Source organism: Rhodobacter capsulatus SB 1003, assembly GCF_000021865.1.
Classification (GTDB): domain Bacteria; phylum Pseudomonadota; class Alphaproteobacteria; order Rhodobacterales; family Rhodobacteraceae; genus Rhodobacter; species Rhodobacter capsulatus_B.
This window is the reverse complement of sequence record NC_014034.1, coordinates 2,184,258-2,203,367: the sequence shown is the minus strand read 5'-3', so window position 1 is coordinate 2,203,367 and position 19,110 is coordinate 2,184,258. Positions and strand designations below refer to the sequence as shown.

The following is a 19,110-nucleotide window of genomic DNA, read 5'->3' as shown; positions in this document are numbered from 1 at the left end:
GCAATGGGACGCATCCTTTGCGCCGGGCTTGGGCCGGGCGACCCCGATCTGATTTCGGTGCGATCCGATCGCGCCATTCGTGCCGCCACCGACATTGCGCATTTCCGCAAGGCCGGGCGGGCCGGTCAGGCGCGGCGGATCGTCGAGGGGATGCTGCGCCCCGATGTCGTCGAACATGCGATGGAATATCCGGTCACCACCGAACTTCCGTTCGACAGTCCCGACTATATCGAGGCGCTCGCGCGGTTCTATGACGAGTGGGCGTCGCGGCTTTCGGAACTTTCGAAAACCCGCGATGTGGTGGTGCTTTGCGAGGGCGATCCCTTTCTTTATGGCTCGTTCATGCATCTCTACACCCGCCTGCAGGGCCGCGCCGAGGTCGAGGTGATCCCCGGCATTCCCGGCATGGTCGGCTGCTGGTGGGCGACGGGCACGCCGATCACCTGGGGCGACGATGTGCTGACCGTGATGGCAGGCACGCTTCCCGAGGCGGATCTGGTCGCGCATATGGAACGGTCGGATGCGATCGTGGTGATGAAGACCGGGCGCAACCTGCCGAAAATCAAGCGCGCGCTTGCGGTTGCGGGGCGGCTTGACGCCGCCTGGCTGGTCGAGCGCGGCACGATGCCGACGCAACGCATCGCGCGTCTGGTCGATGTGGCCGCGGAAGATTGCCCCTATTTCGCCATCGTGCTGGTGCACGGGCAGGGGCGGCGGCCGGAACTGGGGGACGAGGCATGAGCGGTTGGGTCACGGTTGCCGGGCTTGGGCCCGGGCGCGAAGATCTGGTGACGCCCGAAGTCACCGCGGCGCTGGCCGAGGCGACCGACATCGTCGGCTACATCCCTTACGTCGCCCGCATCGCCCCGCGCGAGGGCCTGACCCTGCATCCGACCGACAACCGGGTGGAGCTGGACCGCGCCACCCATGCCCTTGAAATGGCGGCAGAAGGTCGGCGCGTGGTGGTGGTGTCTTCGGGCGATCCGGGGGTCTTTGCCATGGCTTCGGCGCTGTTCGAGGCGCTGGAGGCCCATCCCGAACATGCCGGAACGGAAATCCGCATCCTGCCCGGCATCACCGCGATGCTGGCGGCGGCGGCGGCGGCCGGGGCGCCCTTGGGGCACGACTTCTGCGCCATCAATCTTTCGGACAATCTCAAACCTTTCGAAATTCTCGAAAAGCGGCTGCGGCACGCGGCGCGCGGCGACTTCGCGATGGCGTTCTATAATCCGCGCTCGAAATCGCGCCCGCATCAGTTCACCCGCGTGCTGGAGATCCTGCGCGAGGAATGCGAGCCCGGGCGGCTGATCCTGTTCGCCCGCGCCGTGACGACGCCCGAGCAGGCGATTTCCGTGGTCGAACTGCGGGACGCGACGCCCGAGATGGCCGACATGCGCACCGTGGTTCTGGTCGGCAATGCCGCGACGCGCCGGGTGGGGCCCTGGGTCTATACCCCGCGCGGCGTCGCGCCGTGATCGGCAAGCCAGCCCATCACCCCCTCGAGCGTGGCGCATATGTCGCGCGCGGGGACGGCGGGCCGGTCGATCAGAATGACCGGCAGGCCAAGGCTGCGGGCGGCGATCAATTTCGCCTCGGCCCCCGCGCCACCGGCGTTCTTGGCGACGACATGGGTGATGGTTTCGCTGCGCAGCAATTCCGTATCCCCTTGAACAGTAAAGGGTCCGCGGGCGATCACCGCGCGCGCATCGGGCAGGGGCAGCGGCCCCTCGGGCGGGTCCACCAGGCGCAGCAAATAGTGATGCTGCGGTGCAGCGGAAAAGTCGCGCAAGTGCTGCTTGCCGATTGCCAGAAACACCCGCGCGGGCGCCTGCGGCAGGGCTGCGACGGCGGCGGCAAGGTCGGGCACATGGGTCCAGCGGTCCCCCGCTTGCGCGGTCCAGGGCGCACGTTCGAAAGCGCACAGCGCCACGCCGGTTTGCGCGCAGGCGGCGACCGCGTTCGCGCTCATCTGCGCGGCGAAAGGATGGGTGGCGTCGATCACATGGCTCACGCCCTCGCGCGTCAGGTAATCGACCAGCCCCGCGACGCCGCCAAAGCCGCCGATGCGGGTGGGCAAGGGCTGGGCGACGGGGGCACCGGTGCGGCCCGCATAGGAAAAGACCGCCTCAAAGCCCTGATCTGCAAGGGTTTTCGCCAGGCGGCTGGCTTCGGTGGTGCCGCCAAGCACAAGGAGGCGCGTCATGTCTGATCCGTGGTTGAGCATTCTGGGTCTGGGCGAAGATGGCCTTGATGGGCTGTCCTTGGCAAGCCGTCGGGCGCTGGAAACAGCCGAGGTGATCTTTGGCGGGCCGCGGCATCTTGACCTTGTGGCGGCGGGCGGGCGCGGTCGGGCCTGGCCCGTTCCCTTTGAGATTGCTCCGGTTTTGGACTGCCGCGGCCGGGCGACGGTGGTTCTGGCCTCGGGCGATCCGTTCTGGTTCGGGGCGGGGTCCATGCTGGCAGAGCGTTTGGCGCCCGGGGAATGGCAAGCCTTTCCGGTGCCCGGGGTGGTGTCGCTGCTCTGCGCGCGGCTGAGCTGGCGGGTCGAGGAGACCGCCGCGCTTGGCCTGCATGCCGCGCCTTTCGGGCGGTTGCTGCCGGTGCTCGGCCGCGGGCAACGCGCGGTCGTGACGCTGCGCGACGGCGCCGCCGTGGCGGATCTGGCGGGCTGGCTGGTCGCAAACGGCTTTGGCGCGGTGCGGATGGCGGTGGCCGAGCGGCTGGGCGGTCCGGCCGAAATGCTGCGCAGCATTGCCGCGGAAGACTATGATTTTACTGATGTTTCTGCTTTGGTCGCGGTGGCGCTGGATGGCGCGGATCTTGCCTCCGGCACGGGGCTTTCGCAGGTGCCCGGGCGGCCCGAAAGCGCCTTTGCCCATGACGGGCAGATCACCAAATCGCCGATGCGGGCGCTGACCTTGGCCGCGCTCGCCCCGCGCCGCGGCGAGTTGTTGTGGGATATCGGCGGCGGCTCGGGCTCGGTCTCGGTCGAATGGTGTCTGGCGGGGGGACGCGCGATCACGATCGAGCCGCGGGCCGACCGGATCGAGAATATCCAAAAGAACATAGACACTTACGGGCTCTCGCCCCGGATGCGGGCGGTGCAGGGCACGGCCCCCGCGGCGCTGGCGGATCTGCCCCTGCCTGAGGCCGTCTTCATCGGCGGCGGCGGGTCGCAGGCACTTTATGACCGGCTTTGGGAGTGGCTCGCCCCCGGAACGCGGATCGTGGCGAATGCGGTGACGCTGGAATCGGAAACGCTGCTGACGCAACTCCACGCCCGGCATGGCGGTCAGCTTTTGCGCATCGACATCGCGCAGGCCGAACCCTTGGGCCGGATGCGCGGCTGGTCGGCCAGCCGTCCGCAGCTGCAATGGAGCGGGCAAAGATGAGGGTGGCCGGTGTCGGTTTTCGGCCGGGAACCGGGTCAAAACCGCTGCGTCAGGCGGTCGCCACCGTGGGAGAGGTGGATGCCCTTGCCACGGCGCGCGAAAAAGCCGAAGAGCTTGCCGCCGCTCTGCCCGAGTATCGGGTGATCGGCGTCATGGTCGCGGGGGTGGACACGCCCGCGCAATCGGAGCGGGTCCGGGCGCTGAAAGGCACCGGCTCGGTCGCAGAGGCGGCGGCCTTGGTCGCGGCGGGCAAGGGGGCGCGGCTGGTGCTGCCCCGACAGGTGATCGGCGGGGTGGTCCTTGCCGTGGCGGAGGGAGAGGACGAATGACGGTGCATTTCATCGGCGCGGGGCCGGGGGCGGCGGATCTGATCACGATCCGCGGCCGCGATCTGATCGCGTCCTGTCCGGTCTGCCTTTACGCCGGATCGCTGGTGCCCGAAGCGCTGCTGGCCCATTGCCCGCCCGGCGCGAAGATCGTCAACACCGCGCCGATGAGCCTTGATGCGATCATCGACACGATCGCCGAGGCCCATGCCGCGGGCCAGGATGTCGCCCGGCTGCATTCGGGGGATCTGTCGATCTGGTCGGCGATGGGCGAGCAGCTGCGCCGCCTGCGCGCCCTGAACATTCCCTATGATGTGACGCCCGGTGTGCCGTCCTTTGCCGCCGCCGCCGCGACCCTTGGGGCCGAGCTGACGCTTCCGGGCGTGGCGCAATCGGTCATTCTGACCCGCACCTCGGGGCGGGCCTCGGCCATGCCCGCGGGCGAGACGCTGGAGAATTTCGCCCGCACCGGGGCGGTTCTGGCCATTCACCTCTCCGTGCATGTGCTTGACGAGGTTGTGCAAAAACTGGTGCCGCATTACGGCGAAGATTGTCCGGTCGCCATCGTCTGGCGCGCAAGCTGGCCCGATCAGCGCGTCGTCCGGGCGACGCTGGCCACGCTGCAGACCAGCCTTGGCGCCGAGCTGGAGCGCACGGCGCTGATCCTGGTCGGCCGGTCGCTGGCGACCGAGGATTTCGACGAAAGCCGTCTTTACGCGGGCGATTACGACCGCCGCTACCGGCCGCTTGGCACGCATCCGCGCTTTCCGGAGGGCAGCGAATGAGCGGTTTCGTTTCTTTCGTCTCCTCGGGCCCGGGCGATCCGGAGCTTCTGACGCTGAAAGCTGCCGACCGGCTCGCCAAGGCCGATGTGGTGCTGTTCGACGATCTTTCCGCCGGGGCCGATCCTGGGGCCATGCCCGCCCGGGGGGCCGAACTCATCGCGGTCGGCAAGCGGGCCGGGCGGCCCTCGCCGAAGCAGGATCATGTGAGCCGCTTGCTCGTCGATCATGCGCTGACCGGGCAACGGGTGGTGCGGCTGAAATCGGGCGATTCCGGGCTTTTCGGCCGGCTTGAGGAAGAACTGGACGCGCTGACCGGCGCGGGCATCGGCTACGAGATCATCCCCGGCGTGCCCTCGGCCTGCGCCGCCGCCGCCGCGTCCGGGCTGCCGCTGACCCGCCGTCTGACCGCGCGGCGGGTGCAATTCGTCACCGGCGCCGATGTGACGGGCGATCTGCCCGAGGGGCTGAACTGGGCGGCGCTGGCCGACAAGGGGGCGACGACCGTCGTCTTCATGGGCAAGCGCACCTTTCCGAAACTGGCCGCCGATCTGATCGCGCATGGGCTGGCCCCCGATACGCCCGCGCTTCTGGCCGAGGCCGTGGGCCACCCCGGGCAAAGCGTCACCCGCTCGACCGTGACCGATCTTGCCGCAAGCCTTGCCGCGGAACGCTCCGACAAGCCCGCGCTCATTCTTTATGGTCCGCTTTACGCGCCGGAGGCCTGAGATGATCGAGCTTTCCCTGATCGGCATCGGCACCGGCAATCCGCGCCACATCACCGGGCAGGCGGTCGATGCGATGAATGCCGCCGATCTGATCCTGATCCCGCTCAAGGGCGCCGACAAATCCGATCTGGCCGGGCTGCGGCGCCAGATCTGTGCCGCGCATCTGACGAACCCGGCCACCAAGGTCATCGACTTCGCGCTGCCCGTCCGCGACGCGTCGAACCCCTCCTATCGCAAGGGGGTGGACGACTGGCACGATGCCATCGCCGAGACCTGGCTTTCGGAAATCACCGCGCATGTTCCGGGGCTTGAGGGGCGGGTGGCGCTGCTCGTCTGGGGCGATCCCTCGCTTTATGACAGCACCTTGCGCATCGCCGAACGGCTGAAATCCCGCCTGCCGCTCACGACGAAAGTCATCCCCGGCATCACCGCGATTCAGGCGCTTTGCGCCGCCCATGCGATTCCGTTGAATGACATCGGCGCGCCGGTCGTCATCACGACGGGGCGGCAATTGCGCGATCACGGCTGGCCCGCGGGCACCGAGACGGTGGTGGCGATGCTGGACGGTGAATGCTCGTTTCAAAGCCTGCCGCCCGACGGGCTGACGATCTTCTGGGGCGCCTGTGTGGCCATGCCCGAAGAGGTGCTGATCAGGGGGCCCGTGGCCGAGGTCACCGATGAAATCCTGCAGGCCCGCGCCGATCTGCGCGCCCGGCACGGCTGGGTGATGGACATCTACCTGCTGCGTCGCAATGTGCCCGCGGCGTGACGCTTCCCGGCCTTGACCTCGCCCCGCGGCGCGGCTACTCCAACAGGCGATGGTTCCCAACTGGACGGGATTAATAGGGAACACGGTGAGGATTACCCATCAGGGGCCTAATCCGTGGCTGCCCCCGCAACTGTGAGCGGCGAGACGACGGTCGAAGACCACTGGCCCCCCCGATCCACCGGGGAGAACGGCCGGGAAGGTGACCCGAGTTGATCGAACCGCAAGTCAGGAGACCTGCCATCGCTCTGGCGTCGCAAGCCTTCCCGGGGCGGGGTGTCTCCGGTCAATCCGAAAGCGGCGCGTTCGATGTGGAGTTGTTCGCATGCATATCATGGAGGGCTATCTGCCCGTCACCCATGCCATTGGCTGGTCCCTTGCCGCCGGCCCCTTTGTCGTCGCGGGCGCGGTGAAGATCCGCAAGATCGTCGCCGAGCGTCCCGAGGCCCGGATGACCCTTGCCGCCTCGGGGGCCTTTGCCTTCGTGCTCTCGGCGCTGAAAATTCCGTCCGTCACCGGCTCGTGCTCGCATCCGACCGGCACCGGGCTGGGCGCGGTCGTCTTCGGCCCCTCGGTCATGGCAGTGCTTGGGGTGATCGTGCTGCTGTTTCAGGCGCTTTTGCTGGCGCATGGCGGTCTGACGACGCTTGGCGCCAATGCCTTCTCGATGGCGATCGTCGGGCCCTGGGTGGCCTGGGGCGTCTATAAACTGGCGGGCAAGGCCGGGGCCTCGATGGCGGTGGCGGTGTTTCTGGCCGCTTTCCTCGGCGATCTGGCGACCTATGTGACCACCTCGCTGCAGCTGGCGCTGGCTTACCCCGATCCGGTTTCGGGCTTCCTCGGCGCGGCGCTGAAATTCGGCTCGGTCTTCGCGCTGACGCAGATCCCGCTGGCGATTGCCGAGGGCTTCCTGACCGTGATCGTCGTCGATGCGCTGGCGGGCAAGGTCGATGACAAGGACAAATTGCGCATTCTGGCCGGGGAGGCACGCTGATGAGCAGCAAACGGACATTGTGGCTGCTGGCCGGAACCGTGGCGCTGGTGGTGGTGCCGCTTCTGATGGGCGGGGAATTCGGCGGTGCCGACGGGCAGGCGGCCGAGCTGATCGAGGCGACCGTGCCGGGCTTTGCCCCCTGGGCCGATCCGCTCTGGGAGCCGCCGAGCGGCGAGGTTGAAAGCCTGTTCTTCGCGCTGCAGGCGGCCCTTGGCGCCTTTGTCGTGGGGCTGGTGATCGGCCGCCGTCAGGGTGCCGCAAAGACCCGCGAGCAGAACGCCCCCGCGCCCCGGTCCTTCCCCGCGGAATGAGTATCGCCTCGATCGATCGGGTCGCCGCGCAAGGCCGCTGGCGCAACCGCCCGCTGGCCGAGAAGTGCCTGATCGGTCTTGGTTTTCTGGCGCTTGCCGTGACCGTGCCGCCGTTTCCGGGCGCGGTTCTGGTCACGGTCGCGATCCTGGCCTTCACCTTTCTGGGCGCTCGGGTGCCTTTGCGCTTCTGGGCCGCGGTCGCGGTGCTGCCGCTGGGCTTTCTGACCACCGGGGCCGCGGTGCTGCTGATCCAGATCGGACCCGACGGCATCGGCCTTGCGCCTCAGGGCCCGGCCAAGGCCGCCGCGCTGGTGATGCGGGCCAGCGCCGCGACCTGCTGCCTTCTGTTTCTCGCCACCACCACGCCCGCCGCCGATCTGCTCTCCGGTCTGCGCCGCTGGCGCGTGCCCGCCGAACTGATCGAGATTGCACTTTTGACCTATCGCTTTGTTTTCATTCTGGCCGAGGAAGCGGCGGCGATGACCACCGCGCAGCGCGCGCGTCTGGGCCATGCCACCCGGCGGCGCTGGCTGCGCTCGACCGCACAGGTGATCGCGGCGCTGCTGCCGCGCGCGCTCGACCGCGCCCGGCGTCTTGAAACCGGGCTTGCGGCGCGCAACTGGCAGGGCGAGATGCGGGTACTTTCGACCCGGCCCGCGGCCTCGCCGCTTGTGCTTGGCCTGATCCTGACCTTGCAAGCCGCGATCCTTGCGGCCGGAGTGTTGCTGTGACCCCGATCCTGGCCGCCGAGGCCCTGACTTACGCTTTCCCGGGCGGCGTGAAAGCGCTTGATGATCTCTCGCTTGCCGTGCCGCAGGGCGAAAGCCTGGCCATCCTTGGCCCGAATGGCGCCGGAAAATCGACGCTGCTTTTGCATCTGAACGGCACGTTGCGCCCGCAATCGGGCCGGGTGCTGCTGGGGGGCACCGCCACCGGCCATTCCCGCAAGGATCTGACCGACTGGCGCCGCCGCGTCGGTCTTGTGTTGCAGGATGCCGACGACCAGCTTTTCGCCGCGACGGTTTTCGAGGATGTCTCTTTCGGGCCCTTGAACCTTGGCCTCTCCGAGGCCGAGGCCCGCGCCCGGGTTGAAGAGGCCCTTGCGGCGCTCTCGATTTCCGATCTGCGCGACCGGCCCACGCATATGCTCTCGGGCGGGCAGAAGCGGCGCGTGGCGATTGCGGGCGCGGTGGCGATGCGCCCCGAGGTGCTGTTGCTCGATGAACCCACCGCCGGGCTTGATCTGGCCGGGACCGAGCAGCTTCTGACCCTGTTGCACGGGCTGCGCGCCGCGGGCATGACGCTGGTCTTTTCCACCCATGATGTCGAACTCGCCGCCGCTCTGGCGGACCGGGTGGCGCTCTTTCGCACCGGCCGCGTTCTGGCCGAGGGGGCGGCCGCGGCGGTGCTCTCCGACCGCGCGACGCTGGCACAGGGTGGGCTGCGCCCGCCCCTGGTGATCGATCTGGCGCTTTCGCGCGCGCGATCACGGCCTTTTGGCCCCCGAAGCGCGCTGCCGCGGACCCGCGACGCGCTTGCGGCGCAGATGGCGGGCTGGACCCGGCGTTAGCCCGGTTTTCCTTGCCCGCGCCTTGCGTTACCTTGCCGCCATGGATCAGACGCCCGCCCCCCAACCCCCTTTGCCCGCCTCGGTCGGCGTCCTTGTCATCGGCGCGGGGCTGGCCGGGCTTTGCGCTGCGATCGAGGCGGCGCGGGCGGGCGCCTCGGTGCTGGTGCTCGACGCCGCCCCCCCGGCGCGGCTGGGCGGCAATGCCCGGCACGGGCGCAACATCCGCGTCGCTTCGGACATCGAGACGCCGTTTCAGCGCGACAGCTACCCGGCCGAGGAGTTCGAGCGCGATCTGCTCCGCGTCGGCGCGGGCGATCCGGATCTCGCCCGGGTGCTGGCCGAGGGCTCGCGCGATCTGGCGGACTGGCTTTTGGCGCAGGGCGTGCGGCTGGAACCCTGGGCCGCGGGCAATCTGCCCTATTCCCGCCGCACGGTGTTTTTGCGCGGCGGCGGTCAGGCGCTGACGAATGCGCTTCTGTCCCGGGCGCGGCGTCTGGGCGTCGAGATCCGCGCCGGGATCGCCGTCGACCGCCTGCCGCCCGAGGCCTTCGATCCGGCGCATGACGGCCCGCTGACGGTCACGGTCGGCACGCATCGGATCACCACGCAGGCGCTGGTTCTGGCCTCGGGCGGTCTTGGGGCGAACCGCGACTGGCTGGCAAAGACGCACGGCCCCCGAGCCGATCACATCGCCAACCGCGGCACGCCCGAACAGCTGGGCGGTCTGCTGTTGCAGGCGCTGGCAGAGGGCGCGCAGGCGGCGGGGCTGCCCGGCGATGGCCATGTCGTCGCCGTCGATCCGCGCGCACCCTTTCACGATGCGGGCATCGTCAGCCGGGTGGACGGGATGCAGCACGGGATCGTCGTCGGCGCCGATGGCCGCCGCTTTGCCGATGAAGGCGCGATCCGGGGCCCCGAGCGCCATTCGGTCTGGGCGCGCCAGCTGCTTTCCCGCCCCGATCCGCGCGCCTGGATCCTTCTGGGGGCTGACGCCGCAAAGACGCTGCCGCCGATGGCCTGCCCGCCGCTTTCGGCCGACACGCCCGAGGCTTTGGCCGGGCTTTGTGGCATCGACCCCGGGGGGCTGGCCGAGACGCTGAACCGCCCGCCGGATCCGCCGCGCACGGGCGAAATCATGCCGCTGGTTGTGCCCTTGCACGCCATCCCGATGATCCCCGGCATCGGCTTCACCCGCTACGGGCTGGTGGTGGACGCCTTTGCCCGGGTGCGTCTGAACGATGCCGTCGCCCCCAGACTTTTCGCAGCCGGAACAAATATGTGCGGGGCGATTCTGGGACAGGGCTATCTGTCGGGCGCGGGGCTGACCATCGCCGCCGTCTTTGGCCGCATCGCCGGGCGCGCGGCGGCCAGGCTTGCGCCAAAGGTCCGTTCCCTGTCGCAGCCGTTGCCGTCCCGTCCCGTTGTCATCGACCCCGTGCCCGACCCCTTCGCCGAGGCGAAACGGGCGCTGAACCTGTGCAACAGCTGCGGCTTTTGCACCGGGCTTTGCGCCGTCTTTCCCGCCGCGCAGGGCCGCCCCGATCTGACCCGGGGCGATCTGCGCCATCTGGCGCATCTGTGCCACGATTGCCGGTCCTGCCTGCATGATTGCCAATATGCCGCCCCGCACGCCTTCGGCATCAACCTGCCCGCGACGCTGGCCGACGTGCGCCGCGCCGAGTATCGTGAGCCCTTGCGCCCGGCGCAGGCGCTGTTTGCGCTTTGCTGTGTGCTGCCGCCGCTTCTGCTGCTGACCCTGCAACCGCTCGAACGGGTTTTCGCTAGTCACACCGGCCCCGGCGCCTTTTACGCGCTGATCCCGCATCCGGTGATGGCCGGGGCGACGGGGGCGGTGATGGGCCTTGCCGCGCTGGGGCTGGCGCTGCGGCTGGCGCTCTTCTGGCGGGCCGGGCGCGGGCCGGTGCCGGTCGATGCGCCCGCCTTGCGGGCCGGGATTGTCGACGCGCTGACCCTGCGCAACCTTGCCGATTGCGAGGATCGCGCGGGCCCCGCCGGGCGGCTGCGCCGGATTGCGCATCATCTTTTGGCGGGCGGCTTCGGGCTGACCTTTCTGGCCACCGTGGCCGGGTTCGTGTTGCACAAGTTGGGCCAGCCCGCGCCCTATCCGCTGCTCAGCGCGCCGGTGATCCTGGGCACCTCGGGCGGCGTGGCCATGCTGGCGGGGCTGGCGCTGATGTCCTTGCGCCCCGATCCGCTGAAGACGCCCGCGATGGCGCGCTCCGACCGTTTCTTGCGGGGGCAGCTGGCCTTGCTTGCAGGCACGGGGCTGGCGCTTCTGGCGCTGCGCGACACCCCGGCGATGGGGCTTTTGCTGGCGCTGCATCTGGGGGCGGTCGCGGGGGCGGTGCTGGGCCTGCCCTTTAGCAAGCTGTCCCATGGCGGCTGGCGGCTGATCTCGCTGATCCGCGCCGCGGCCGAGGCGCGGGCGCGGCAGCGTGACAGGGCCCGGCTTGACAGGGCCCGCAGCAAGACCGCATCAGGGCCCGACCGGGCGGGAGGGGAAAGATGAGCGAGGGACCGAAGGGTCTTGCGATTGCCGCACCGGCCTCGGGCTCGGGCAAGACGACGCTGACGCTGGGGCTGTTGCGGGCGCTGACCCGGCGGGGGCTGCGCGTGCAGCCGTTCAAGAACGGGCCCGATTACATCGACCCCGCCTTTCACGCCGCCGCCGCCGGGCGGGCCAGTTTCAACCTGGATGGCTGGGCGATGGACCGGCCGCAGCTGCATGCGCTGGCGGGCCAGGCGGCGGGCGCCGATCTGGTGATTTTCGAAGGCGCGATGGGGCTTTATGACGGGCCCGCCGATCCGGGCCGGTCGGGGCGCGGCACCAGTGCCGAGATCGCGCGGATGTTTGGCTGGCCCGTCGTTCTGGTGCTCGATGTCAAGGGGCAGGGGCAATCGGCGGCGGCAACCGCGCTTGGCTTTGCCCGCCACCCCGAGGCGCCGCCCCTGGCGGGGGTGATCCTGAACCATGTCGCCAGCCCCCGGCACGAGGCGATGATCCGCGCCGAGATGGACCGGCTCGGCCTGCGCGTTCTGGGCGCGCTGCCGCGCCGGTCGGATCTGAGCCTGCCCGAGCGGCATCTGGGGCTGGTGCAGGCCGAGGAACAGGCGGGGCTTGAGGCGACGCTGGAGGCGCTCGCCGATTTCGTCGCCGCGCATGTGGATCTGGAGGCGCTTTTGTCCGTTGCGGGCGCTGGCCCCGCGCCCGGGGCCGGGGCCTGGGCGGTGCCGCCCGCGGGGCGGATTGCGCTCGCCCGCGACGCCGCCTTTTCCTTCGTCTATCCGCATATGCTGGAGGCCTGGCGGCGGGCGGGGGTGACGGTCTTGCCGTTCTCGCCCTTGGCCGATCAGGCGCCCGATCCGTCGGCCGATCTGGTCTGGCTGCCGGGCGGCTATCCCGAATTGCACGCGGGGCGGATTGCCGCGGCCACGCGCTTCAAGGCGGGCTTGCGCGCCTTTGCCGAAACCCGCTCGGTCCATGGCGAATGCGGCGGCTACATGGTTCTGGGGGCAAGGCTTGTCGATGCCGAGGGTCGGGCGCATGCGATGGCGGGGCTGCTGGGACTGGTCACCAGCTATGAAAAGCGGCGGCTGCATCTGGGCTACCGGTCGGCCGATCTGCTGGCACCTTTGCCGGGATATGGTGCGGGATCAAGGCTTTACGGGCACGAGTTCCATTATTCGACGATCCTTGAGCAACCCGATGCGCCCTTGGCAAAGGTCTGCGATGCGGCGGGCGCTCCGGTGGCGGAAACGGGCTCCGTGCGGGGCCATGTGACGGGCAGCTTCTTCCATCTGATCGCGGGATAGGCCGGTTTCGGGCGGAGAGGCAAAGGCACTGCCTTTGCCCGCCCGGGTCGCCACTGCGTTGCAAAGACCGCCTGCTGCAAGCGTGACAGAGGCCGGCGCCCGTCCTGGCGGGCGAGAAGCGCCCGCCGGGGGCGGGGCGGGCGCTGGCCGACGGCCTTTGGGCCGCGGCCGGACAAGGGGACATGCTCCGCATGACCTCGGCGATGGCCTCGGTCAAGGCAATGCCGCCCGAAACCCCGTCAGTTCCGTGCCAGTTCCGCTTCCGCCCCGGCGCGATACCAGGCGCGGATCGCCGCGCGGTCCTCGGGCGTCATGAAATTCGCCGCCCCGGGCGGCATCGCCGCCGTCAGCCCGGCAAAGATGAAGACCGGTTCCGCCGCCCGCGCCACCGCTTCGGGCGTGTCAAGAAGGAGCCCCTTCGGCGCGGCCAGGATCCCCTCGTAGGCCGGGTCGCGGGTGTGGCACATGGCGCAATGCGCGGTGACAAGGCTTGCGACCTCGTCAAACCCCGGGGCCTGCGCAAACTGCAACGCCGTGCCGGAGAGCGCCGCCTCTTCCTCGGGCGCATCGCGCGGCCCCAGCATCGAGAGCCAGACGCAGAGGCCAAAGAGCAGCACCGTCGCCGGGATCGTCCAATACGGCGCGGGCTTGCGCGCATGGCGGCTGTTGAACCAGTGCCGGATCGTCACCCCCATCAGGAAAACCAGCGCCGCGATGACCCAGGCCCAGGTCGTCGCAAAAGCAAGCGGCGCATGGTTCGACAGCATGAAGAACACCACCGGCAGCGTCAGGTAATTGTTGTGCATCGAGCGCAGCTTGGCGATCTTGCCGTATTTCGGATCGGGCGCCCGCCCCGCGCGCAGGTCGGCCACGACGATCTTCTGGTTCGGAATGATGATCAGAAACACATTCGCCGTCATGATCGTGGCGGTATAGGCGCCCAGATGCAGGAAGGCCGCCCGGTCGGTGAAGATCTGCCCATAGCCCCAGGCCATGGCTGTCAGCGCGACCAGCAAGAGCGCCATGAAAGCCGCCGGATAATTGCCCAGAGGCGACTTGCAGGCGGCATCATAGATCAGCCAGCCCAGGGTCAGCGAGGCCGCCGAAAGCGCCATGCCCTGCCAGGGCTCCCAGGCGATCTTGGCGGGATCGATCAGAAACAGATCCGCGCGGTGCCAATAGACCAGGATCAGCATCGCCGCGCCCGAAAGCCAGGTCGCATAGCTTTCCCATTTGAACCAGGTCAGATGCTCGGGCATGCGTTCGGGCGCGACCAGATATTTGCGGATGTGATAAAAGCCGCCGCCATGCACCTGCCATTCCTCGCCCGCCGCGCCCTTGGGCAGGTCGGGGGCGGCCCGCAGCCCCAGATCGAGCGCGATGAAGTAAAAGGACGAGCCGATCCAGGCGATGGCGGTCACGACATGCAGCCAGCGCATCGCAAAAGTGGCCCAGTCCCAGATCAGTGCAGCATCCATCCATCGTCTCCTTTGGGCTCAGGCTAGCGGGGCGGGGACGCCGCCTCCAGCGCAAAAGCGACGGGGCGGTGTCGCGCCCTTGCACTTGCCTGATTTTGCGTCTTTTCTGGGCGGGACGGGTTGCGGAGGATGGAATGGAACGGCTGATGATAGAGCCTCTGACGGCCGAGGCCTTTGCCCCCTTCGGCGATCTGATCGACGTGCTTGGCCCGCCTGACCGGCTGATCAATGCGGGGCTTTGCGGGCGCCATCACGATCTGGCGCGGCTTGATTTCGACGCCGAGGGGCGGGCGGGGATTTCGCTCTTTGACGCGCAGGCGCGGACGCTGCCCCATGTTCTGGATCTGGTCGAACGGCATCCGCTGGGCTCACAGGCGTTTTTGCCGCTTGATGGCGTGCCGTTTCTGGTCTGCGTGGCCGAGGATGCGGATGGCGTGCCGGTGCGGTTTCGGGCGTTTCTGACCGCGCCGGGGCAGGGGGTGAACATCCTGCGCAACTGCTGGCACGGGGTTCTGGCGCCGATCGGTGCGCCGGGGCGCTATGCGGTGGTGGACCGGATCGGGCCGGGGGCGAATTTGCAGGAATATCCGTTGCCGGTGCCGCTTCTGGTCGAGGGCTGACTGCCGGTCTCGGGCGGATCAGGAAAGGCACCGCCTTTCCCCGCCCGTTGCGATCCGGCTGCGGCAGGACCGCTTGCCGCAAGCGCGCCAGAGGCCAGCGCCTGACCCGGCGGGCGAGAAGCGCCCGCCGAGGGCGGGGCGGGCGCTGGCCGGCGGCCTTTGGGCCGCGGCCGGACAAGGGGACAGGGCGCGCGTGACCTCGGCGATGGCCTCGGTCAGATCAGGGCTCAGCCCCAGCCGAGCGCCACCGCCAGGTGATAGGTCAGAAAGCACGCCACCCAGGCCAGCGCAAACATGTAGGCAACCGTCACCCACATCCATTTGCCCGATCCGGTCTCGCGCCGGATCACCGCGAGCGTCGAGAGGCATTGCGGCGCGAAGATGAACCAGACGAGGAAGGACAGCGCCGTCGCCAGGCTCCATTGCGCCGACAAAAGCGTGCCCAGAACCGCCTCGCCGCCGCCCTCGGAGACCGCATAGACGGTGGCCAGCCCGGCCACGGCGATCTCGCGCGCGGCCATGGCGGGCACGATCGCCACCGCCATCTGCCAGTTGAAGCCGATCGGCGACAGGATCGGCTCCAGCAGTTTGCCGATCCCGGCGGCGAAGCTGTAAAGGATCGCCGGTTCGGTGGCGCCCTCGGGCGGTTGCGGGAAGCTTGCCAGAACCCAGATCACCACGGTCATGGTGAAGATCGTCGTGCCCGCGCGCTTGAGGAAGGCCGAAGCCCTTGTCCAAAGCCCGATCAGCACCGAGCGCGGCTGCGGGATCTTGTAATCGGGCAGATCGAGCATGAAGGGCGGCGAGGGCTCGCCGCGCGCGAACAGGAACTTGGCCGCGGCGGAAACGGCCAGCGCCGAGACGATGCCCGCGCCGTAAAGGCCAAACATCACAAGCCCTTGCAGGCTGAAGATGCCAAGGATCGGGCGGGCCGGGATGAAGGCCGCCACGATCAGCGTATAGACCGGGATCCGCGCCGAACAGGTCATCAGCGGTGCCACAAGGATGGTGGTCAGCCGGTCGCGCGGATTGTCGATGACGCGCGTCGCCATGATGCCCGGAATGGCGCAGGCAAAGGACGACAGAAGCGGGATGAAGGCGCGGCCATGCAGCCCGGCGCCGCCCATGATCCGGTCCATCAGGAAGGCCGCCCTTGCCATGTAGCCCAGATCCTCCAAAAGCAGGATGAACAGGAACAGGATCACGATCTGCGGCAGGAAGATCACCACCCCGCCGACGCCGCCGATCACCGCATCGACAAGGAAGCTTTGCAGCAGCCCCGCGGGGACATGGGCGCGGATCAGCTCTGAAAGCGCGCCAAAGCCGGTGTCGATCAGATCCATCACCGGCCCGGCCCAGCTGAACACCGCCTGAAACATCACGAAGAGCAGGCCGAGCAGGAAGACCAGCCCGAAGACCGGATGCAGCAGCAGCCGATCGATGCGATGGGTCAGCGTGTCATGTTCGGGCGGCAGGGTCACGGCACGGGCGATCAGCCGGTCGGCGGCCCGGTGGCTGAGCCGCAGATCGGCCGCGTCGGGCGGCGCCCAGAGGTTCGGCCCGGCCTCGGGCACGCCCCCGGCCAGGGTCGCGTCCAGCGTCGCCAGAAGCGCGTCCAGCCCGCCCCGGCGCACCGCGGTCGAGCTGACGACGGGCACGCCCAGTTCCGCCTGCAGCGCGGCGCGGTCGATCTCGATCTTCCGGTGCCGGGCAATGTCGATCATGTTCAGAACGACGATCATCGGCAGGCCGGTGGCGACGAGCTCCATCGCCAGCCGCAGCCCCGAGCGCGGCGCGACGGCATCGACGACAACGAGCATGAGTTGCGGCGCGGGTTCGGCCGGATGGCGGCCCAGGACGACATCGCGCGTCACCGCCTCGTCGGGCGAGCGCGCGCGCAGGCTGTGCGTGCCGGGCAGGTCGGTCAGCTCGATGCGCTTGCCCCCGGGGCTGGAGAAAAGGCCGACCTTGCGCTCGACGGTGACGCCGGCATAGTTGCCGACCTTTTGCCGCGCGCCGGTCAGCGCGTTGAAGAGGGACGTCTTGCCGCAATTGGGCGGCCCGACAAGGGCGAGGCGGAACGGATCGGAGAGGGTCATCGGGGTCAGGACACGAGAATGGCCATCGCCTCGCGGCGACGCAGCGCGACGGTGGTGCCGTTCACCCGGACCGCGATCGGGTCGCGCCCGAAGAGGCCTTCGTGCAGGATCGTGACTTTGGCGCCTTCGATGAAGCCAAGCTCGATCAGGCGGCGTTCCATTTCCGCGGCGGGCAGGCTGGCGGAATGCGCGGCGGCGGCGATGTGGAAGACATGGCCCGAATAGCCCTTGTGCATCTGCCCAAGCGGCCGATGCTCGGCCAGCGGCCCGCCGGGAGCTGCGGAAGTTCGGACGGGTTCAACATCGCTGCGGTCCTTGCGGCTGAGTCGGGAAGATCCCGCCTGGCGTCGGGCGATCATTCCCAACCCGGTCCGAAGGGTCAAGGCATAGCCGTCCTGCCTGGCCGGGCTTTTGCGCGACAGGCCGTCGCAAGTCGGTCGGTGGCGCTGGGGTGTCTCGCCTCGGCCTTGCTCCCGGAGGAGACCCGGCGGGCTCCGCCCCCGGACCCCCGGGATATTTGAGCCAAGGTGAAAGGGGCGGTTCGGCGTTTCTTGTGCCATCAAAAACAAGGCCTTCGGGGCAAGCCGCTGCTTTTTCTTGGGATAAATACGCCGGGGGGTGCGGGGCGGAGCCCCCGCAGGGTCGCCTCGGCACCGCCGAGGCGAAACCGCTTTGCACATCAGGCGGCCCCGCCCGGGAGGGAGCGGGGCCGCCTGTTCCGGGGCGGAGGGTGAGGAGAGTTACTGCCCCAGATAATCCGCGATCACCGCGCGCGACCCGCGCGCCCAGATCGCCTTCAGCGCCGTGGTGAAGCTTTCGATCACCGCCGGGTTGCGCCCGACCTCGGCATAGATGTCTTCCATTTCAAGCCAGGCCGCGGGCCGGTCCTTCGCGGCTTGCGCGACGGCCACCAGACGCTCCCAGTTCGGGTCATTCGGCGCGATTTCCGCGCCGCTTTCCGTCGTCCCGAAGCAGTAGCGGCACCAGAGCGCCGAAAGCAGCACGAGCCCGTCAAAGCTGCCGCCCGTCGCGATGCGGTCGCGGATCGAGGGGATGATGAACTTCGGCTGCCGGTTCGAGCCGTCGAGGCAAAGCCTGCGCACCGTATCGGCCACTTCGGGGTTCGAGAACCGCTCGATGATCAGCGCCTTGTAATCGTTCAGATCCTGCCCGGGGACCGGCGGCACGATCGGCAGCACCTCGGCCGTCAGCACCCGGTTCAGAAAAGCGCGGATCTGCGGATCGGCCATCGCCTCATGCACGAAGGCGATGTCGGCCAGCCCGCCCGGATAGGCGATGATCGCATGCCCGCCGTTCAGGATGCGGATCTTCATCGTCTCGAACTTGTCGACATGCGGGGTGAAGGTGACACCGACCTTTTCGAGCGCCGGACGGCCTGCGGGGAATTTGTCCTCGATCACCCATTGCCGGAAGGTTTCGCAGGTCACCGGCGCGGCATCGTCAAGGCCCAGATCAGCGGCCATCGCCCGTTCGCGATCGCCGGTGGCCGGGGTGATGCGGTCGACCATGGAATTCGGGAAGGCGACCGAGGCATGGATCCAGTCCGCCAGTTCCGCATCGAAGAGCCGCGCCAGCCCCACCACCGCATCGCGGGTGACATGGCCGTTATGGGGGACGTTGTCGCAGCACATCACGGTGAAGGGGGCGACGCCCGCGGCGCGGCGCATCTTCAGCGCGGCGATGATCGCGCCAAAGGCGGTGTCAGGCGCATCGGGACGGGCGGCATCGGCCTGAATGTCCGGGTGATCGGGGCTGAAGGTGCCGGTGTTCGGGTCGATGTAATAGCCGCCCTCGGTCACGGTCAGGCTGACGATGCGGATCTCCGGCCGCGCCATCGTGGCGATCAGCGCGGCATTGCCCGGTTGCACCGCGACAAAGTCGATCATCGCGCCGATCACGCGGGCGGAATGGGCGCCGGGGGCGAGTTCGATCACCGAGGACAGGCCGTCCTGCGCCAGAAGCACCTCACGCATCGCGGCATCGGGGGCGCGGACACCGGCGCCGATCAGCGCCCAGTCGTGCCCCTCGCCCAAGCCGAAAAGGTCATCCAGATAAACCGCCTGATGCGCGCGGTGAAAGTTGCCAAGCCCGATATGGACGATGCCGGGGGTCAGCTGCGCGCGGTCATAGCGCGGCGCGGCGACGGGGACGGGCAGGGCGGAAAGGGTCGCGTTCGAGAGGGTCATTTT

19 protein-coding genes and 1 riboswitch are annotated in these 19,110 nt (G+C 68.9%); of the genes, 14 read left to right on the top strand and 5 right to left on the bottom strand.

Going from position 1 to position 19,110, the window contains the following annotated elements:
• The first annotated feature begins 3 nt into the window (after nucleotides 1-3).
• Together cobI and cobJ are read left to right on the top strand one after the other, a co-directional pair.
• Complete coding sequence (gene cobI, locus RCAP_RS10160; protein ID WP_013067768.1) at nucleotides 4-741, top strand: precorrin-2 C(20)-methyltransferase; 738 nt, start codon at nucleotides 4-6, stop codon at nucleotides 739-741.
• Nucleotides 738-1,475, top strand: coding sequence for a precorrin-3B C(17)-methyltransferase (cobJ, locus tag RCAP_RS10155; RefSeq protein WP_013067767.1), 738 nt, complete (start codon nucleotides 738-740; stop codon nucleotides 1,473-1,475). The genes cobI and cobJ overlap by 4 nt, the downstream gene beginning before the upstream one ends.
• Here the strand turns inward: cobJ and RCAP_RS10150 are convergent.
• Nucleotides 1,448-2,203 carry a cobalt-precorrin-6A reductase gene (locus RCAP_RS10150; protein WP_013067766.1) on the bottom strand — a complete coding sequence of 252 codons (756 nt, stop codon included), beginning with the start codon at nucleotides 2,201-2,203 and terminating at the stop codon, nucleotides 1,448-1,450. The two genes, cobJ and RCAP_RS10150, sit on opposite strands and share 28 nt — an antisense overlap.
• On the opposite strand from RCAP_RS10150, the gene RCAP_RS10145 reads away from it, so the two are divergent.
• From RCAP_RS10145 to RCAP_RS10095, 11 genes are all read left to right on the top strand, one after another.
• The gene (locus tag RCAP_RS10145) at nucleotides 2,202-3,392 is read left to right on the top strand and encodes a bifunctional cobalt-precorrin-7 (C(5))-methyltransferase/cobalt-precorrin-6B (C(15))-methyltransferase (RefSeq protein ID WP_013067765.1); all 1,191 of its coding nucleotides are present in this window, start codon (nucleotides 2,202-2,204) and stop codon (nucleotides 3,390-3,392) included. The two genes, RCAP_RS10150 and RCAP_RS10145, sit on opposite strands and share 2 nt — an antisense overlap.
• Nucleotides 3,389-3,721, top strand: a complete 333-nt coding sequence (locus tag RCAP_RS10140; RefSeq protein ID WP_013067764.1) for a cobalamin biosynthesis protein — start codon at nucleotides 3,389-3,391, stop codon at nucleotides 3,719-3,721. The genes RCAP_RS10145 and RCAP_RS10140 overlap by 4 nt, the downstream gene beginning before the upstream one ends.
• The gene (cobM, locus tag RCAP_RS10135) at nucleotides 3,718-4,503 is read left to right on the top strand and encodes a precorrin-4 C(11)-methyltransferase (protein WP_013067763.1); all 786 of its coding nucleotides are present in this window, start codon (nucleotides 3,718-3,720) and stop codon (nucleotides 4,501-4,503) included. Before RCAP_RS10140 ends, cobM begins: the two co-directional genes overlap by 4 nt.
• On the top strand, nucleotides 4,500-5,228 hold the full coding sequence (gene cobA / locus RCAP_RS10130) for a uroporphyrinogen-III C-methyltransferase (RefSeq protein ID WP_013067762.1): 729 nt from the start codon (nucleotides 4,500-4,502) through the stop codon (nucleotides 5,226-5,228). Before cobM ends, cobA begins: the two co-directional genes overlap by 4 nt.
• Before the next feature lies 1 nt (nucleotide 5,229).
• Nucleotides 5,230-5,997 carry a precorrin-6A synthase (deacetylating) gene (gene cobF / locus RCAP_RS10125; protein WP_013067761.1) on the top strand — a complete coding sequence of 256 codons (768 nt, stop codon included), beginning with the start codon at nucleotides 5,230-5,232 and terminating at the stop codon, nucleotides 5,995-5,997.
• A 34-nt stretch (nucleotides 5,998-6,031) separates the two neighbouring features.
• Nucleotides 6,032-6,253, top strand: a riboswitch (cobalamin riboswitch).
• Nucleotides 6,254-6,319: 66 nt separating this feature from the next.
• Entirely contained in the window at nucleotides 6,320-6,988 is a 669-nt protein-coding gene (locus RCAP_RS10120) for an energy-coupling factor ABC transporter permease (protein ID WP_013067760.1), read from the top strand.
• Nucleotides 6,988-7,299: an energy-coupling factor ABC transporter substrate-binding protein gene (locus RCAP_RS10115; protein WP_013067759.1), complete on the top strand. Its 312-nt coding sequence runs from the start codon at nucleotides 6,988-6,990 to the stop codon at nucleotides 7,297-7,299. The genes RCAP_RS10120 and RCAP_RS10115 overlap by 1 nt, the downstream gene beginning before the upstream one ends.
• Nucleotides 7,296-8,030: a cobalt ECF transporter T component CbiQ gene (cbiQ, locus tag RCAP_RS10110; protein ID WP_013067758.1), complete on the top strand. Its 735-nt coding sequence runs from the start codon at nucleotides 7,296-7,298 to the stop codon at nucleotides 8,028-8,030. The genes RCAP_RS10115 and cbiQ overlap by 4 nt, the downstream gene beginning before the upstream one ends.
• Nucleotides 8,027-8,869, top strand: coding sequence for an energy-coupling factor ABC transporter ATP-binding protein (locus RCAP_RS10105; RefSeq protein ID WP_013067757.1), 843 nt, complete (start codon nucleotides 8,027-8,029; stop codon nucleotides 8,867-8,869). The genes cbiQ and RCAP_RS10105 overlap by 4 nt, the downstream gene beginning before the upstream one ends.
• A 40-nt stretch (nucleotides 8,870-8,909) precedes the next feature.
• Nucleotides 8,910-11,399, top strand: coding sequence for a precorrin-3B synthase CobZ (gene cobZ, locus RCAP_RS19315; protein WP_013067756.1), 2,490 nt, complete (start codon nucleotides 8,910-8,912; stop codon nucleotides 11,397-11,399).
• The gene (locus RCAP_RS10095) at nucleotides 11,396-12,703 is read left to right on the top strand and encodes a cobyrinate a,c-diamide synthase (RefSeq protein WP_013067755.1); all 1,308 of its coding nucleotides are present in this window, start codon (nucleotides 11,396-11,398) and stop codon (nucleotides 12,701-12,703) included. The genes cobZ and RCAP_RS10095 overlap by 4 nt, the downstream gene beginning before the upstream one ends.
• Before the next feature lie 239 nt (nucleotides 12,704-12,942).
• Here the strand turns inward: RCAP_RS10095 and RCAP_RS10090 are convergent, their stop codons facing one another.
• Complete coding sequence (locus tag RCAP_RS10090; RefSeq protein ID WP_013067754.1) at nucleotides 12,943-14,181, bottom strand: urate hydroxylase PuuD; 1,239 nt, start codon at nucleotides 14,179-14,181, stop codon at nucleotides 12,943-12,945.
• 134 nt (nucleotides 14,182-14,315) lie between these two features.
• Between RCAP_RS10090 and RCAP_RS10085 the strand changes: the two genes are divergently transcribed.
• A complete protein-coding gene (locus tag RCAP_RS10085) occupies nucleotides 14,316-14,801 on the top strand; it encodes an ureidoglycolate lyase (protein WP_013067753.1) in 486 nt (161 codons plus the stop codon).
• A 227-nt stretch (nucleotides 14,802-15,028) separates the two neighbouring features.
• Here RCAP_RS10085 and feoB read toward each other — a convergent pair whose 3' ends face one another.
• The 3 genes from feoB to RCAP_RS10070 form a co-directional block, all read right to left on the bottom strand.
• On the bottom strand, nucleotides 15,029-16,900 hold the full coding sequence (gene feoB, locus RCAP_RS10080; RefSeq protein WP_013067752.1) for a ferrous iron transporter B: 1,872 nt from the start codon (nucleotides 16,898-16,900) through the stop codon (nucleotides 15,029-15,031).
• A 5-nt stretch (nucleotides 16,901-16,905) separates the two neighbouring features.
• On the bottom strand, nucleotides 16,906-17,259 hold the full coding sequence (locus RCAP_RS10075; protein WP_202944285.1) for a FeoA family protein: 354 nt from the start codon (nucleotides 17,257-17,259) through the stop codon (nucleotides 16,906-16,908).
• Nucleotides 17,260-17,640: 381 nt separating this feature from the next.
• Nucleotides 17,641-19,107 (bottom strand): mannitol dehydrogenase family protein, encoded by a 1,467-nt coding sequence (locus RCAP_RS10070; RefSeq protein WP_023911517.1) that lies wholly within the window; start codon nucleotides 19,105-19,107, stop codon nucleotides 17,641-17,643.
• Between the last annotated feature and the right edge of the window lie 3 nt (nucleotides 19,108-19,110).